At 34.9% G+C, this 14,550-nt stretch carries 21 protein-coding genes; 7 read left to right on the top strand and 14 right to left on the bottom strand.

The features are described from left to right. Nucleotides 1-453: 453 nt before the first annotated feature. The 12 genes from PSR14_RS06950 to PSR14_RS06895 all read right to left on the bottom strand — a co-directional run bounded on the left by PSR14_RS06950 (nt 454) and on the right by PSR14_RS06895 (nt 7,202). Entirely contained in the window at nt 454-993 is a 540-nt protein-coding gene (locus PSR14_RS06950) for an ERCC4 domain-containing protein (RefSeq protein ID WP_098214346.1), read from the bottom strand. Then, nucleotides 990-1,424: a hypothetical protein gene (locus tag PSR14_RS06945; protein WP_098214347.1), complete on the bottom strand. Its 435-nt coding sequence runs from the start codon at nt 1,422-1,424 to the stop codon at nt 990-992. The genes PSR14_RS06950 and PSR14_RS06945 overlap by 4 nt, the downstream gene beginning before the upstream one ends. After that, complete coding sequence (locus PSR14_RS06940) at nt 1,412-1,636, bottom strand: primase-like DNA-binding domain-containing protein (RefSeq protein ID WP_023523441.1); 225 nt, start codon at nt 1,634-1,636, stop codon at nt 1,412-1,414. Before PSR14_RS06940 ends, PSR14_RS06945 begins: the two co-directional genes overlap by 13 nt. A 270-nt stretch (nt 1,637-1,906) precedes the next feature. Then, nucleotides 1,907-4,261 carry a phage/plasmid primase, P4 family gene (locus PSR14_RS06935; RefSeq protein ID WP_406644178.1) on the bottom strand — a complete coding sequence of 785 codons (2,355 nt, stop codon included), beginning with the start codon at nt 4,259-4,261 and terminating at the stop codon, nt 1,907-1,909. A gap of 72 nt (nt 4,262-4,333) precedes the next feature. After that, nucleotides 4,334-4,810 carry a DUF669 domain-containing protein gene (locus PSR14_RS06930; RefSeq protein WP_098214349.1) on the bottom strand — a complete coding sequence of 159 codons (477 nt, stop codon included), beginning with the start codon at nt 4,808-4,810 and terminating at the stop codon, nt 4,334-4,336. A 20-nt stretch (nt 4,811-4,830) separates the two neighbouring features. Further along, nucleotides 4,831-5,502: an AAA family ATPase gene (locus PSR14_RS06925; RefSeq protein ID WP_098214350.1), complete on the bottom strand. Its 672-nt coding sequence runs from the start codon at nt 5,500-5,502 to the stop codon at nt 4,831-4,833. Nucleotides 5,503-5,507: 5 nt separating this feature from the next. Next, nucleotides 5,508-5,699: a hypothetical protein gene (locus PSR14_RS06920; protein ID WP_098214351.1), complete on the bottom strand. Its 192-nt coding sequence runs from the start codon at nt 5,697-5,699 to the stop codon at nt 5,508-5,510. After that, complete coding sequence (locus PSR14_RS06915) at nt 5,696-5,872, bottom strand: hypothetical protein (RefSeq protein ID WP_169509370.1); 177 nt, start codon at nt 5,870-5,872, stop codon at nt 5,696-5,698. Before PSR14_RS06915 ends, PSR14_RS06920 begins: the two co-directional genes overlap by 4 nt. A 297-nt stretch (nt 5,873-6,169) precedes the next feature. Next, nucleotides 6,170-6,520, bottom strand: a complete 351-nt coding sequence (locus tag PSR14_RS06910) for a hypothetical protein (RefSeq protein WP_006919349.1) — start codon at nt 6,518-6,520, stop codon at nt 6,170-6,172. Continuing rightward, on the bottom strand, nt 6,521-6,688 hold the full coding sequence (locus tag PSR14_RS06905; protein ID WP_169509371.1) for a hypothetical protein: 168 nt from the start codon (nt 6,686-6,688) through the stop codon (nt 6,521-6,523). It abuts the gene before it with no gap. Between the two features lie 56 nt (nt 6,689-6,744). Beyond that, the gene (locus tag PSR14_RS06900) at nt 6,745-7,017 is read right to left on the bottom strand and encodes a DUF771 domain-containing protein (protein WP_061656790.1); all 273 of its coding nucleotides are present in this window, start codon (nt 7,015-7,017) and stop codon (nt 6,745-6,747) included. After that, nucleotides 7,017-7,202: a helix-turn-helix transcriptional regulator gene (locus tag PSR14_RS06895; RefSeq protein WP_061656789.1), complete on the bottom strand. Its 186-nt coding sequence runs from the start codon at nt 7,200-7,202 to the stop codon at nt 7,017-7,019. Before PSR14_RS06895 ends, PSR14_RS06900 begins: the two co-directional genes overlap by 1 nt. Nucleotides 7,203-7,475: 273 nt before the next feature. On the opposite strand from PSR14_RS06895, the gene PSR14_RS06890 reads away from it, so the two are divergent. From PSR14_RS06890 to PSR14_RS06880, 3 genes are all read left to right on the top strand, one after another. Next, nucleotides 7,476-7,898 (top strand): helix-turn-helix domain-containing protein, encoded by a 423-nt coding sequence (locus PSR14_RS06890; RefSeq protein WP_061656788.1) that lies wholly within the window; start codon nt 7,476-7,478, stop codon nt 7,896-7,898. 15 nt (nt 7,899-7,913) lie between these two features. After that, nucleotides 7,914-8,339, top strand: coding sequence for an ImmA/IrrE family metallo-endopeptidase (locus PSR14_RS06885; RefSeq protein ID WP_061656787.1), 426 nt, complete (start codon nt 7,914-7,916; stop codon nt 8,337-8,339). Nucleotides 8,340-8,406: 67 nt separating this feature from the next. Next, nucleotides 8,407-9,567: a site-specific integrase gene (locus PSR14_RS06880; RefSeq protein ID WP_061656786.1), complete on the top strand. Its 1,161-nt coding sequence runs from the start codon at nt 8,407-8,409 to the stop codon at nt 9,565-9,567. A gap of 47 nt (nt 9,568-9,614) precedes the next feature. Here PSR14_RS06880 and PSR14_RS06875 read toward each other — a convergent pair whose 3' ends face one another. Further along, a complete protein-coding gene (locus PSR14_RS06875) occupies nt 9,615-9,986 on the bottom strand; it encodes a hypothetical protein (RefSeq protein WP_001180002.1) in 372 nt (123 codons plus the stop codon). Nucleotides 9,987-10,132: 146 nt separating this feature from the next. Here PSR14_RS06875 and PSR14_RS06870 point away from each other — a divergent pair, with 146 nt between their 5' ends. The 4 genes from PSR14_RS06870 to PSR14_RS06855 all read left to right on the top strand — a co-directional run bounded on the left by PSR14_RS06870 (nt 10,133) and on the right by PSR14_RS06855 (nt 12,586). Continuing rightward, nucleotides 10,133-10,711, top strand: coding sequence for a CYTH domain-containing protein (locus PSR14_RS06870; protein ID WP_000191110.1), 579 nt, complete (start codon nt 10,133-10,135; stop codon nt 10,709-10,711). A gap of 180 nt (nt 10,712-10,891) precedes the next feature. Next, a complete protein-coding gene (locus tag PSR14_RS06865; RefSeq protein WP_000043380.1) occupies nt 10,892-11,290 on the top strand; it encodes a hypothetical protein in 399 nt (132 codons plus the stop codon). Further along, entirely contained in the window at nt 11,290-12,183 is an 894-nt protein-coding gene (locus PSR14_RS06860; protein WP_000360652.1) for a ClpXP adapter SpxH family protein, read from the top strand. Before PSR14_RS06865 ends, PSR14_RS06860 begins: the two co-directional genes overlap by 1 nt. 229 nt (nt 12,184-12,412) lie before the next feature. Further along, complete coding sequence (locus PSR14_RS06855; RefSeq protein WP_000754592.1) at nt 12,413-12,586, top strand: hypothetical protein; 174 nt, start codon at nt 12,413-12,415, stop codon at nt 12,584-12,586. Nucleotides 12,587-12,703: 117 nt separating this feature from the next. Here PSR14_RS06855 and pepF read toward each other — a convergent pair whose 3' ends face one another. Beyond that, on the bottom strand, nt 12,704-14,530 hold the full coding sequence (gene pepF / locus PSR14_RS06850; protein WP_000003390.1) for an oligoendopeptidase F: 1,827 nt from the start codon (nt 14,528-14,530) through the stop codon (nt 12,704-12,706). Between the last annotated feature and the right edge of the window lie 20 nt (nt 14,531-14,550).

Genomic DNA, 14,550 nt, shown 5'->3' with positions numbered 1-14,550 from the left:
TCCATTCCTCTTTCCATAAAAATATCGTTTGTATTAAAATTAGCTTTGACTATTTTGGGTATTTATAACCATTTTTTCATTCCACTTATGTATAAAATAATTGTGCTTGCCCATACTATACACATAAGGTCATTGAGTTACCTTCCGATTTGCTTCTTCTTTACACTTGGGCATCTAACTTTTGTTAGTTGCTCCTTTTGGTTCAATGAACCTTTTCTTAAAGATGAACATACACTATAAAAAAATTTACTCAGTTGAAAAAGTCTGATTACACTAATTTTTCCGAAAGTTATTGAAGACTGCATCTGGATTTCAATATCTTTTTTGGTTTAATTAACCATTTACAAAAGCTAAGCATATATTATTAGTAATTGTAGGTATACACTGGTCCGAGAGCCCTTTACTTCAGGGCTCTTTCTTTATAAATACGCTTATCCATGTTTCTCCCCAAAATTAAAAAATGCCCGTTTTAAGATAATATTTCGCTTGATAATAAAAATGATGATAAATCCAATTCCCACTGAATTTTTTATCCAAATACACAATTTCAAAGCCATACTTTGCTTTAAATGTATTTAGCCTTCCCAGTAACGCTAGTGGATTGTATTTGGAATGATACTTCCCTTGTAGCATCTTTTCGTATCCATGTAGGTCCTCCACAATTAGAGTGAATGGAATGTCCTTTGAACGAATCAATTCATTTTCAAACGCTGTTTGCGTATTTTTTTGTAAGTTCCCTGTGATCTCATCCATGTGGGCCTTTCGTTCTACTCGGCTATCTAAATAGATATCACGAGGTATTCCCAGTTCTTCATTTTTCGGAATCATGTAACCATAATCACCTGTATCTAATTTTTGATTTTTCATAGGGACTCCCTTTTGATGTAAATAATCGCGAATATGGCCATTTACGTTTTCACGAGAATCAATTACAATCGTGAGTGTTTTAAGAATGTTGTGTATTTCCGTGTCTGTATAACGATAACTGATCAATTCCATACTCCTTTCTTCACATGTATAACCGCACGTTCATATATCTTTCTTGACATTACAACCGATTTATCATTTTTAAATGGACGATAGTCTTCATAGATGTCTGTCCAACCATTCTCCGCAAGTACAATCGTCCAGTCATAAAAGAGTTGTAAGGAATCTACATCAGCTCGTAACCAGTCATGTAATTTTTGATTATGCTGCCATCCACAGAATTGATACAAAATCTTCAACATGGTGATGTCCTCGACACTTTCATTCTTCCAGGATTGAAACCATGTATGGATTTCCTGAAAATGTTGTTCTGCAGCTTGCATCACTTCCGTTGAGATTAAGTTTTGTCTCGTTATTCCCATTCGGTCATCGCTCGGATCCAAATAAATATTCGCACCCGCTTTCCAAATATCTGATACAATTTTCAATACTTGCATGGCAGTAGTTTCACTCCCCACCTTGCTGGTTTATTTCTAAACTTGTGGTATGCTCCGATTCGTTCTTTACTCAATTGATAACTAAAGCTTCTTCTACTAATAGATTCCAAATCATACGTTTCACAATATTTCAAATAACGTTTATATAAGTCATCAGTTAACTCAAAACTTTTAATATCTCGTTCGGTATTTTCTTCTATAAACTTTTTCATAATAACCCACCTCCATTACCCAGCCTGTTACTAAAATGACCTTTTCCCACTCAAAAAACACCATAAATCACGCTTTTTTTCATTTAGTAACACGTCACAAGACTTACAACCACAAGGGATTGAAGTGTTTCGTGTTATTGGTGTTATCTAAAAATTCCTTGTAGGCTCCTAATAGAATATATATATTATTTTTTTAGAAGGTAATATTTAATAACAAAAGTAACAAAAAGAATATAAAAAGCATCTTTAACCCTTGATACACAAGGTTTTTTATGAGATTTTAAATTTGTTACTTTTAGTAACATTCTCACTATTTTCTTCGTTTTCCAGTAACTTTGATTGCTTATCAGTATTATTTCGGTCTATTAAAGTAACACCTTTGATGTAATACTTATTTCTGTTGCCACGCTCTCTTTTAAAACCCTGCGTTTCCAAAATCCGATAAAATGCCCTATTTTTTAATTGATGCTCACCATTTCTAAAACACCAATTCGCATACGTTTCATATAATTGTTTTGCTTCCAATTGAACGTCATCTCTTTTAAAACAACACTCAAACATAAATGGACCAAGTATATCCATTTCTTCTTTGTAATCACCTGTGGCTTTCCTAACAATCGCCGGATCATTTAAACCTGACTGCTGCCACTTCAAACAACCTTCAATCGCCCAATTTAGTATGCCTGGCATTTCAAGACTTAGTTTTTCTGGCAATTTCTTATCACGTTTTTCTTTAGGTAGCTGTAGATTGAATGGAATCAAACGAATACGTCTCCAAATCCCTTCATCCACACCTTTTATAACCGGCTTATGATTTGTAGTGAAGAAAACTTTAAATTCAGGTATGAACTCGAAAAACTCTTGTCTTAAGAACCTTGCTAATACAGGCTCACCACCTGTTATTTGCTTGACAAATGTCTCTGAGAGTTGCTCCCCATCTTCACTTTCGATGGCGGATACAAACCGGGCCCCAGCCAACCTAGCAATATCATTATTCGCTCCTGTTTCTTTCTTCTTGATAAAAGTATCGGACTTCGCTTGTCTTCCATAATCACCCATAAGGTCCTTAATGATATTGATAAAAGTTGATTTTCCGTTAGAACCTCCACCGATTAAGAAGACCATGATTTGCTCGGCAATTTCTCCAGTAAGAGAATAGCCAATCAATCGTTGCATATATTCCATCAACTCTTGATTCCCCTGAAAAATTTGTTCTAAAAACTTCATCCACTCTGGACATTTCGCTTGCTCATCAAATGTAACATTGGTGATTTTCGATAGATATACCTCCCGATCATGCGGACGAAGCTGCCCCGTCTGTAAGTCTACCATTCCATTTGCAACATTGAATAAATATTTATGGCTATCAAAATCTTCACGCGCTCCTGGGACCAATGGCATAAGATCTTTGATACTATTCATTCTTACATTTCTACGCTCACACATACGTGCCCATTTTATTTTCGATTCATCTTCTGATTTAGAAAGACTACGGAGAACTTTTGCTGTAATTCTTTCAATTTCTTTCTTCGTATCCACTCTCCATCGTTTTCCATCCCATATATACCAACCGATATCATGAACGAATTTAATTACATGGCCGTATTCATAAGCAATACGTTCCGCATTTCCAAGTTCCGTTAGTTTAAATTTCCTTTTTGGTTTGTCTTCCACAACTTCAGCTACATCTTCACTTATAAAATCAAATGAAAATTCATCGAATGGTTGCTTATAATCTAGAATTGTGGAAGAAGTAGATGAAATAGCCGTTGCTATCGTTCTTTCCCCATATGTTTCGTTTGTATCTCTGAAATGGATAACGTCCCATTTATCACGTATTAAGCTCGTCTCACGAAACATGGAATCCATTCGTGTTGCTGATTTCCCTGTCCAAAATGCTAAATGGTTACATAGAGAAAGGTCACTTGCCGAATGATCTTTATTAATTAGGCTTCCATTGTATAATGAGCGAATTTCATCGCCATTTTTACTACGGAACATTTTCTCCCATAAAGCATCATTTGAAATTTTGATTTCATCTTTTTCAAATTCTGCTAAATTCACGCGACCTTGTATGTCACTATCATCGAAATACTGTTCAAACACTTCTGCTAATTCATCCGTACGATCATACACATTATTAGAATTTTCTCGATTTCCAGTGAATGTGAAGAATCGTCCGTATGAGTAAATTTCTAAACCATGCTTGGTATTCTTCCTTCCAGTACCTAAAACAGATTGTGGAAGGTTCCCTTTGATAATGATGTGGATACCTTTTCCTGATGGTGAAAACTCTGTATAACTGTCTACTGTATCGATAATTTCTGTTGCAAAAGTATTTGTTTTTCCGGCCACAACACACTTATCAATGTCTATTCCTATATAGTTATCCTGCCTGCTGAACACGAACCCTATTCCGTCATAATCGCCTTCTAAATAAAACTTGACCGCTGTTGCAAATGTCGACCATGTACGCCTATTATTTGCTTGCGCCATTTCGCCGTTGGCTTGATACGGTATCTTCGTCGGTTTTCCATTTCTCTCTTCTTTGCGCCAAAGCACCCACTGCGGTAAGCTTTTCAGCTCTGTTGGTATCTCATTAAAATTGTATGGATTCTGTTTCATTACAACCTCCGGTTAGCCTTTTAAGATATAAACAAGAGAAGTCGGTACAAACCAACCTCTCTATGTAGTTATTTAAAACGGTAACATATCATCACCGACTGTTACTGCTGGACCACTTGTTATCGGATTTACGTCCGACACATCATAATATTTTGCCTTGGCTACCGTACGTTTTTGTTTTTGACCATCCACAATCTTATCGTACTCTTCATGTTTTACTGTGATTTGTAGATTCTTATTGAGAAGTTGTTTCCCCATATCTTCAGCAGATGCGAAAGCATGATGATGTCCAAAGCCACATGCTTTTAATAAAGAATTGACGATTCTAACCGAAACCTCATGTTCGAACGTAAACATGTTATAAAGCACTTTTGCTCCTTGATGATGTTGTGTTACATCACTTCGAATTTCAAAATCTATCGATAATTTATCTTTACCAGCTTGTGTTTTGCCAGCTTCCGCATTTACAATTACCGCTTCATATTTACCTTCAGCAACTAATTCAAAACCTGTATTTACGTTTGTTTCATCAAATTGAAAGAAACTCATTATTTATTTCCCCCTGTTTATTAGTTTGTGGATGACACAATTAATTCTTCTTGTATACAGCCTTTCCGCACATCGAGATGGTTCTTAGCAAAAACACTTTGATTACCTTCTAAAACAAATCCTCTTGTACCATCTGCCTTTTTAACCAATTGACCAACCACATGAACAATTCCCATAATATGATTGACGATTTTATCCCGAATATCTGGAATGAATTGTGTATATTGCTGCCCATCATCATGAATGATATTTCTTGTTGTTTCCCAAGCTGTAAAAATAACATTTGCATCTAATGAGTTAAACGTTTCTACTACCTTTAAAAGATGGTTATCTAGTAAAGCGTAATCCTTTAATTCCGGCATACCACTTTTCGTATTTTCACCTTTTTTAAGTAACCATAACTTTTGGTAATGCGTTAAATTATCAACAAAGATGTTATCGTATTTAGCGATATTTGCTTTTGCTAATGCATAAAATTGTAGGATGCTATCATGTGGATTTTCACCATCAATTTTAGCTACATCTACATTTTCATATCCTTCTAAAACTTGGCTTGTCCCATCAATATCCAAGACTAATGTTTTACCTGGTAACAATCCAGCAACCGTTGTTTTACCGTTACCTGGCTTTGAATAGATAATGATTTTTGCTTTTTTACTTTTGGTAATGGCAGCACCGTTTGTGATTTCCAATTGATTCACTCCTTCGCCATGCTTTTCAAAACAAAAATAGAAGCTTCCAAATCAAAAATTTTACTTTCCGTGTTCCAAATATTTTGTTCCACAATCGGTTTCTTTTCTATTAGCCTTTCTAACTCTCTTTTGTGTTCACTTAACCTTCGTTGTTCCACAATTAATGACTTTTCTAGTTCTTCAATTCCACCATTCAAAACGGCAGCACCTCTTTTTGTTTACTCATTTCATTTGCTTCTATCAACGCCTGCAATCCATATTCATAGGCAATCACCATACAAATGGATTCCGAATCATCACAAAGTTTGTATCGATCAATTAGACGCCTTAAAATGGATATCTCACTTTCAATCTTTTGTTGTAAGTTCATTTCATTCACCTGCTATCTTTTGGGTAGAATGTACAACAACGTATTCCTTAACGCATTCTGTTGAATTGTGTATACAATCACCTTCAAAATCCAAGTACTCTTCACCGCAGTAGATTTCCTTATTGCAACTCGCACAATGCCCCATAACATTCGTTATCGCTGAATCATTTGGATTTCCTATAATCATTGGATTTTCAATTATGATCGTTCACTCCTTTACATGCATTCATTTCATGCTATAATGACCTCAACATGTGTTTTTATTAGGCCGTCAGCCCCAACTGGCGGTTTCTCCTTTTATACAGCTCGAAAACATTCAACATTCTGTTCTGCAATTAAGTAATTCGTTAGATTCCCTTCAAGTACAGCATCCTGGCCAAACATAAAATACTTATCATCTTGCTTAATTCCACAGCCATAGAAATCTTCAATTGGATGATCAGGTTCTTTAGTGGATTCCTTTCCACCAATGTCTTTCACAAATATTGCATCGATATTACTCAAACTAATGTGGAATGGTACTGTCGGAGTTGCACCTTCATATTCAATTCCTGATAAAAATCCAAAACTATTTTTAAATGTTTTAAATTGCTCTACTGTAAAACTTGTTTTAACTCCTGATTTAAAAACTAGTGTTATCTCCTTCAATTAATTCACCTCCCTTCGATTTGAAACCTTACGGTTCATTTCCCTTAGCTGACACTTTGCTTCTAATTCAGTAATAAGTAATAACGCTGGATTATTTCTCATTTCTGCACATCTTTTTACAACATCCGATGCTTTCATTAATTTACTTGCGAATAACACCCTATTCATATTTGCCCCTTCTCTCATTTCCATTCATTATTTCTTGCTAAATTCCTGATTCTTTCTTACAATTCATCATAAAATTTGGTCAGAAACTCTTTCATTTCTTGTGCTTTAAATAACCATCGATTATTCTTTTGTTTCGCAAATCCTTGCACCCGTAAGTCATAGACCACATACTCCATTAACCAGTCATAACTTCTACTCGTTTCATATTGAAGTCTTTTCATATCCCACCAAGTGCCAATTCCCATGTCTACCAAACGCTCATTTACTTGACGAGAAACTTCTTTTTGCACATAACTATCATCAATAATGACTTGTACCGTCGCCGTCATTATGAAGCCTCCTTTATTTCTAAAATTTTCATGATTTTTTCCTTTACTTTCTTTCCCTCCCTCTTCCCTAAAAGAATGTCCGATAAATAAGGATTCGAAATATCTAACATTTCTGCTAGGTCCTTTTGCTTCATATCATTAATTATCAGCCATGTTTTAACTTTTTTTCCGAATGTTTTATCCATAAAGCTAACTCCTTTTTTAATTTTATAAGCTAAATTTTTAGCTTTCTATTGACTCGAACTAACTTATTGAATAAAATAAAGTCATAGCTAAATAAACCTACACTTGTAGCACTTAAACGTTGGGGAACGTGATTTATCTGCTTTTCTTTGTAGTGTTTCAACAGCTAAATAAGTAGCTCATGTACAAAGTATATTATTCAATAAGTTAGTTGTCAACAATTATAACTAACTTATTGAATAAAAAACTCTGTACTAGTTGAAAGGGTTGATCTAATGGGAATTACAGAAATCATAAAACAACTTTGCCAAAAGAAAGATATATCTGTATCTAAGTTAGAAGAAGATTTAGGATTTGGTCAAAACACCATTTACCAATGGAAAAAAAGAACTCCTTCCGTTGAACGTGTACAAAAAGTGGCTGACTACTTTGACGTTTCGATAGATTACTTACTAGGCAGAACAAAAAAACAATATTGGGAGCTTACCGAAAAAGATGAAAAAGATATTCAAAAGCAATTAGAAGCATTAATAGCGGATATGAGCAACGCAGATGCACTCGCATTCTCTAAAGACTCCGAACCGATGTCAGAAGAAACAAAACAGCTTTTAATTATTTCTTTAGAAAATTCTCTGAGATTAGGAAAAGAAATGGCTAAAAAGAAATTTACACCTAAAAAATATAGAAACGAAGAATGACTGGAGTGGATCTAATTGGTTTCCAAACAGCAAATTAACTTAGCAATAGACAAGCTACTTAGACAATATAACACCAGAGATCCGTTCCTTATTGCTGAAGCAAAAGGCATAGTCGTTATCACAGAATCCTTGGGGGATATTTATGGATACTACCACAAAGTATCTCGTATCCCTTTTATACATATTAACGAACGACTTTCATATCAGAATCAAATCTTCACTTGTTTTCACGAATTGGGGCACGCTTTATTTCATCCAGATGAAAATACACCTAAACTATCCACGGTATCTCTTTGTTCTGAAATTCGTATAGAAGCTGAAGCAAACTATTTTGCAACGAGATTTCTTATCGATGGAAGTCATCATGATTACTACATACAAACAAAGCAAGAATTATTACAGCACTATGGAATACCTACACAAATGGATAGATTTATTTAAAGATAGCTCTACAATTTTATCTCTAACAAGAGGAGCATTTTTATAAAAATTGAATGGAGTGAACACAATGGCTAGTTTTAGAAAACGTAATGATAAATGGGAATATCGCATTCGATATAAAGAAATGGGGAAATTCAAAGAAACCTCCAAAGGAGGATTTAAAACAAAAAAAGAAGCTCAATTAGCAGCTGCAAAAATAGAAGAAAAAATAGCAAACGGAGTAAACATGCAAGACAACAATATTACATTTCACGATTATATGTACGAATGGTTAGACACATATAAAAAGGGCAACATCTCTCCACGAACATATTATGCATACCATAAAAACATTAGAAAATATATATTACCTGAATTCGGAAGTACCAAAATCAAAGACTTAACTCGGGTCCGCTACCAACAATTTATTAATAAATTGCTTATAAAACTGCATAAACAAACTGTGAATGTGATACATGCTACTATTCATGGCGCGCTCAATATAGCTATGATGGAACTCAATATCATAAATAAAAATCCTACTGATAAAATCCAAATGAAAGCACTTCAAATTACCTCTGTACAAAATGAAATTAAATGTTATGATATAGACGAATTGCAAGAGTTTTTAGATTTTATTTTACACAAAAAAAAATCATTTAAATATTATTCGTTATTTATGTTTTTATCAAGGACAGGCTTACGGATTGGCGAATGTTTAGCTTTACAATGGACCGATGTAAATTTTCAAAAAAGAACCTTAACTATTAACAAAACATTACTATCTGTGAAAAGGAGTCAATCTATTGCTTTTGGGCCCCCAAAAAACAAAAGTAGTAACCGCATTTTGTCATTAGATACGACCACCCTAAATTTACTAGAACAAATAAGAAATCAGCAAGCCCAAAATATTTTAAAATACGGAGACTACTATGCAGATTACCATTTTATTTTCACACATGAGGACAACGCCTGCATGCTCCCCGCACCCGTGTTATGTTTCCTGCAAAGGGCCTGTAAAGAAGGGAATTTAAAATATATAACCTTACATGGATTTAGACACACTCATGCTGTACACTTACTTCAAAGTGGAGCAAATATCAAATATGTTTCTGAACGTTTGGGGCATGCCACAATAGACATGACAGCCAACGTATATCTACATGTTACAAAATCAATGGACGAAACATCCGTAGACCAATACGATCAATTTTTAAAATCTCGTGGGCAAATTGTGGGCAAGCAATAATTTTAAAACTACAAAAGTGCTTGCCTACAATCGCTCTAGCCATTTGCTTATAGAAATACTTTTTCTACAGCAGTTACTAGTTCTTCTCCGTAATTTGCATTACCTTCAATATTTTCAACTAAATATTCTACTTCTTCTTTTAAACCTTCTAATTCCATTTCAATGTCATTCACGCGAACGAACATAATCACGTCGTTATTCATCGCTTCATGCATTGCTTCCCAGCATGTATGCGGAATGCTTACATAAATGAAAGATGATTCGTTTTCTAAGATATATAAAAATGATAAATTATCTGAGTCTACAAGTACGTGATTACGCGCACTTAACTCCTTTACCTCTATTTCACTATTTTCCGCACAAAAAATAAGAGCATTCTCTCTCTTTTCTACGCTCTTAACTTGGATTTTATTTTGCATGCTCTAACTCCTCCATCTCAACTTCCTGTCTTACTTAACAGTATTATTGTATCATAACATGGACGCAAACAAATAAAACATTGAACCAAATTTGTGAAAAAGCGATAATGTGTAAAGAATTATTTTTCAAAAGGAGCGCGCATACAATGACACAAGAAATTGAAATTGAATTTAAAAATATTGTTACAGAAGAAGAATTCAATACATTATGTAAATCATTCTCTATTGAAGGATTTACGAAACAGGTGAATCACTACTTTGAAACACCGAGCTTCTCATTAAAAGAAGCTGGCTCTGCACTTCGTATTCGTCATAAAGGAGAAACTTATACATTAACATTAAAACAACCTGCAGAAGTCGGCTTGTTAGAAACGCATCAAGTTATAACAGCAGATGAAGCAAGATTGATGATGGAAACAAATACAATTATTCAAGGCGCTGTAGTAGATCAACTACACACATTACAAATTCCTGTTTCTGCTTTAACTTATATGGGTAGTTTAACAACTGAAAGAGCCGAAACACTATTTGAAGGCGGAACGCTTGTCTTTGATCATAGTTTCTATTACAATCACGATGATTATGAAATTGAATTTGAAGTGCAAGATGAAGAAGCAGGCAAAGCTGCCTTTATTCATTTGTTAAAGCAACACGACATACCAATCCGTCATACAAATAATAAAGTAAAACGCTTTTTCCTTGCCAAACAAAACAAAGCACGCTAAAGTGAAAATTCCACTAGTGAATACGTTCTACTAGTGGATACATCTCACTTTTTGAAAAAGAAAAGATTCTTTTACATCTGTAGAATAAGCAAAGAACGTTATGAAGGCGGTTTATTTGCCCTCCCTAACATTCCATTGCTACAATAGATATACATTTCATGGAAAAAGGAGTTTAAAAGGATGAGCAAGCAACCGATGACACCATTTGAAGCAATTGGCGGTGAACAATGCATTGCAATATTAGTAGACACATTTTATTCCTATGTCAGTAAACACCCTGACCTATCTCCCATCTTCCCGGATGATTTAACAGAAACAGCTAGGAAGCAGAAGCAATTTTTAACACAATATTTAGGTGGTCCTAATTTGTACACGGAAGAACATGGTCATCCTATGTTAAGAGCACGCCATCTCCCGTTTGAGATTACTCCAAAACGAGCAGAGGCTTGGCTATCGTGCATGGAGCAAGCAATGGATGACACAGGAGTGCACGGTCATATAAGAGAGTTCGTTTTTGAACGTTTAGCATTAACTGCTCAGCATATGGTTAATACTCCAGACGAAACAGGTGAAATATAATGGATAAACAGGAAGCAAAGCATATCAATATGCCATCTCCTTCCGCATGTGAGCATAAGTCTGTAGAAGCATATTTATTTATTGATCCACTTTGTAAAGATTGCTGGGAAATTGAGCCCTTTATTATTAAACTATGGCTTGAATACGGGAAATACTTCTCTATTCGTCATATCGTAACAGGAAAAGTGGACGGAACGAACGCTTCCTCACACAAATGGAATAAACCTGCTAATATTCGATTTGTGTGGGAAAAGACAACAAGTTTACAAGGTTTTTCATGTGATGGAAAGGTACATATGCAAGAAGCATCGTCAACACCATATTTAGTTTCGATGGCAATTAAAGCAGCGGAGTTGCAGGGCCGAAAAGCAGGTTCGAAGTTTTTGCGAAAACTCCAAGAATACATTTTCCTTGAAAATGTATCAAATCCTGACTGCGAATTATTACTTGCATGCGCAAAAGATAGCAATATTGATGTAGAAGAATTTAAAAAAGACCTATATTCCGCTAGCGCAAAAAAGGCTTTCCAATGTGACTTAAAATTCACAAATGAGATGCATATTACAGAAATACCTTCTCTCGTATTCTTTCATGCAAATTCAGATGAAGAAGGTATTAAAATCGCTGGAACGTATTCCTACGACGTCTACGTACAATTATTGAAAGAACTTGTAAAATGTGAAATCGAGCCAGAGCCATTACCACCTTTAGAAGTATTACTGGAAGCGACACAATTTATCTCTTCAAAAGAAGTAGCATTTATATATGACTGCTCGAAGCAAGAAATTGAACGTGAACTAAAAAAATTACAACTGAAACGAAAAGTACAAATGATTGACGTAAAATGTGAGCGTTATTGGAAATGGATAGCAAAAGAAAAAGACCTGGTGTAAACACCAGGTCTTTTTCTTTACGGCTTATAAAAATATTAAAGGGGATGGGAGAAATTTTCACGTTCAAACAAAGGGGTATATGTTTGTATGTGAATTCGTTCACGCTTATTATATTACAAGATTCGACGTCAGATGACAACCCCTTTTGTCGAATTTCACACTTTTGTCACATTCTAAACGTTTTCATTTTTGAATAAGCTATAAAAAAGCTATTTTGGAGGTGTTTTGTATGAAAAAAACGTATATTTTACTTATCATTCTAGCTATCATTGTTTCTTTTTTCTTGTACATCCTCTCCCTACTACAAGCTTTTCCTAAAATGATTGCCTTTCCTCTTTTATTTGGAGTCATTGTCATCGCTCTCTCTTATTTCAACCATAAAAAACGATTTAAAGGGTTTTAATGAACTGTAAAACTGCCTTCTAGTTTAGAAAAAAGAAGACAATTCGATTTATTTTCTCGACAAATATCGACAAAATGACATCAAGAAAAAGACGAGGCAAATTCCTCGTCTTTTCTATTACTTCTCTTCAAATAATAATGCTTCTAATTCATTTAATTTCTCTTCAAATACTTGCAATGCTTCTTTTACCGGTTCTGGAGATGCCATATCTACTCCAGCTTTTTTCAGCACTTCAATTGGGTAATCTGAGCTTCCTGCTTTTAAGAACTCATTAATGTAACGTTCTACTGCTGGTTGCCCTTCTTCTAAAATTTGTTTAGATAGAGCCGTTGCTGCACTAAATCCTGTTGCGTATTGGTATACGTAATAGTTGTAGTAGAAGTGCGGAATACGAGACCACTCTAAACCAATTTCTTCATCAATTACTAAAGCATCACCGAAATATTTCTTATTTAAATCATAGTAGATCTCCGTTAGCATGTCTGGTGTTACCGCATGTCCCTCTTGTACTTTCTTATGAATAATATGCTCAAACTCTGCGAACATAGTTTGACGGAATACAGTACCACGGAATCCTTCTAAATAATGATTTAATAAGTATAGACGCTCTTTCTTATCTTCTGTCGTTTTTAATAAATAATCGTTTAGAAGCGCTTCATTACAAGTTGATGCTACTTCCGCAACAAAGATTGAATAATCCCCGTATACGTGCGGCTGCGTTTTTCTTGTGTAGTAACTATGGACAGAATGGCCAAATTCATGAGCAAGTGTAAATAAATTATTTACATTATCATGCCAGTTCATTAAAATATAAGGATTTGTTCCATAGGCACCAGATGAATATGCTCCGCTTCGTTTTCCTTTATTCTCATACACATCTACCCAGCGATTTTCATATGCTTCTTTCAAAATATCAACATACTCATCACCAAGTACATGTAAAGACTTTAATAACATGTCTTGCGCTTCTTCATACTTCACATTCATTTTCACTTCTGGTACAAGTGGTGTATATAAATCATACATATGAAGCTCATCAAGCCCTAGTGCTCGCTTACGAATATCAATGTAACGATGTAGCAAGTGTAAATTGTCATTTACAGATTGAACAAGTTGATCATACACCGCTTCAGGAATATTATTATTACTTAATGCTGCTTGACGTGCAGAGTCATATTTACGAACGCGTGCATTAAAGTTATTACGCTTCACAGCTCCGCTTAACGTACTTGCAAATGTGTTCTTATATTTCCCGTACGTTTCATATACAGCTTTGAATGCATCTTCACGCACACGACGATCATCACTTTCTAAAAACTGAATGTAACGGCCATGTGTAATTTCTACTTCTTCTCCATCCTCACCTTTAATAGATGGGAATTTCAAATCCGCATTATTCAACATACCAAATGTATTACTTGACGCACTCATTACTTCAGATGCTTCTGCTAATAAAGCCTCTTCCGCTTCAGATAATACGTGAGGGCGTTGACGCGTAATTTCTTCTAACGCATGTTCATATACACTTAAGTCTCTATTTTCTTTCAAGAATGTTTGCAATGTATCTTCTGAAATCGATAAAATTTCAGGCACAATATATGCTGTGCTACTAGATACTTGTGAATATAAATTTGTCGCGCGATCATTTAACGCTTGATACACAGAGTTTGTTGTATCTTGATCGTAACGCATATGTGCATATGTATATAACTTACCTAATCGCATTGAAATTTCATCTTCATATTGCAATGCTTCAAGTAAATTGTTCGCAGAGTCACCAAGTTTCCCTTTAAATTCAGTTAACTTCGGTAATAGCTCTTTAATAGCTTGGAATTCTTGTTCCCATTCTGCATCTGTTTGGAAAATATCTTCTAATCGCCACGTACTTGATTCTTCAATTTCGTTACGATCCGGTAATGTTTTTGCTGTGTTTTGTTCAGACATGCTTTAAGCCCTCCTTTAAA

Source organism: Bacillus sp. A01H, from assembly GCF_045277205.1.
In the GTDB taxonomy this organism is placed as follows: Bacteria; Bacillota; Bacilli; order Bacillales; family Bacillaceae_G; genus Bacillus_A; species Bacillus_A paranthracis.
Note: the sequence above shows the minus strand (reverse complement) of the source record. Positions and strands in the feature narration are given on the sequence as shown.

Coding starts and splice junctions, on each gene's coding strand:
- PSR14_RS06900 (WP_061656790.1), bottom strand. CDS start 7,017: ATGACGGCGACGGTACAAGTCATTATTGATGATAGTTATGTGCAAAAA.
- PSR14_RS06880 (WP_061656786.1), top strand. CDS start 8,407: ATGGCTAGTTTTAGAAAACGTAATGATAAATGGGAATATCGCATTCGA.
- PSR14_RS06940 (WP_023523441.1), bottom strand. CDS start 1,636: ATGAAAAAGTTTATAGAAGAAAATACCGAACGAGATATTAAAAGTTTT.
- PSR14_RS06860 (WP_000360652.1), top strand. CDS start 11,290: ATGGATAAACAGGAAGCAAAGCATATCAATATGCCATCTCCTTCCGCA.
- PSR14_RS06890 (WP_061656788.1), top strand. CDS start 7,476: ATGGGAATTACAGAAATCATAAAACAACTTTGCCAAAAGAAAGATATA.
- PSR14_RS06935 (WP_406644178.1), bottom strand. CDS start 4,261: ATGAAACAGAATCCATACAATTTTAATGAGATACCAACAGAGCTGAAA.
- PSR14_RS06895 (WP_061656789.1), bottom strand. CDS start 7,202: ATGGATAAAACATTCGGAAAAAAAGTTAAAACATGGCTGATAATTAAT.
- PSR14_RS06870 (WP_000191110.1), top strand. CDS start 10,133: ATGACACAAGAAATTGAAATTGAATTTAAAAATATTGTTACAGAAGAA.
- PSR14_RS06930 (WP_098214349.1), bottom strand. CDS start 4,810: ATGAGTTTCTTTCAATTTGATGAAACAAACGTAAATACAGGTTTTGAA.
- PSR14_RS06875 (WP_001180002.1), bottom strand. CDS start 9,986: ATGCAAAATAAAATCCAAGTTAAGAGCGTAGAAAAGAGAGAGAATGCT.
- PSR14_RS06905 (WP_169509371.1), bottom strand. CDS start 6,688: ATGAATAGGGTGTTATTCGCAAGTAAATTAATGAAAGCATCGGATGTT.
- pepF (WP_000003390.1), bottom strand. CDS start 14,530: ATGTCTGAACAAAACACAGCAAAAACATTACCGGATCGTAACGAAATT.
- PSR14_RS06945 (WP_098214347.1), bottom strand. CDS start 1,424: ATGCAAGTATTGAAAATTGTATCAGATATTTGGAAAGCGGGTGCGAAT.
- PSR14_RS06865 (WP_000043380.1), top strand. CDS start 10,892: ATGAGCAAGCAACCGATGACACCATTTGAAGCAATTGGCGGTGAACAA.
- PSR14_RS06855 (WP_000754592.1), top strand. CDS start 12,413: ATGAAAAAAACGTATATTTTACTTATCATTCTAGCTATCATTGTTTCT.
- PSR14_RS06915 (WP_169509370.1), bottom strand. CDS start 5,872: ATGAACTTACAACAAAAGATTGAAAGTGAGATATCCATTTTAAGGCGT.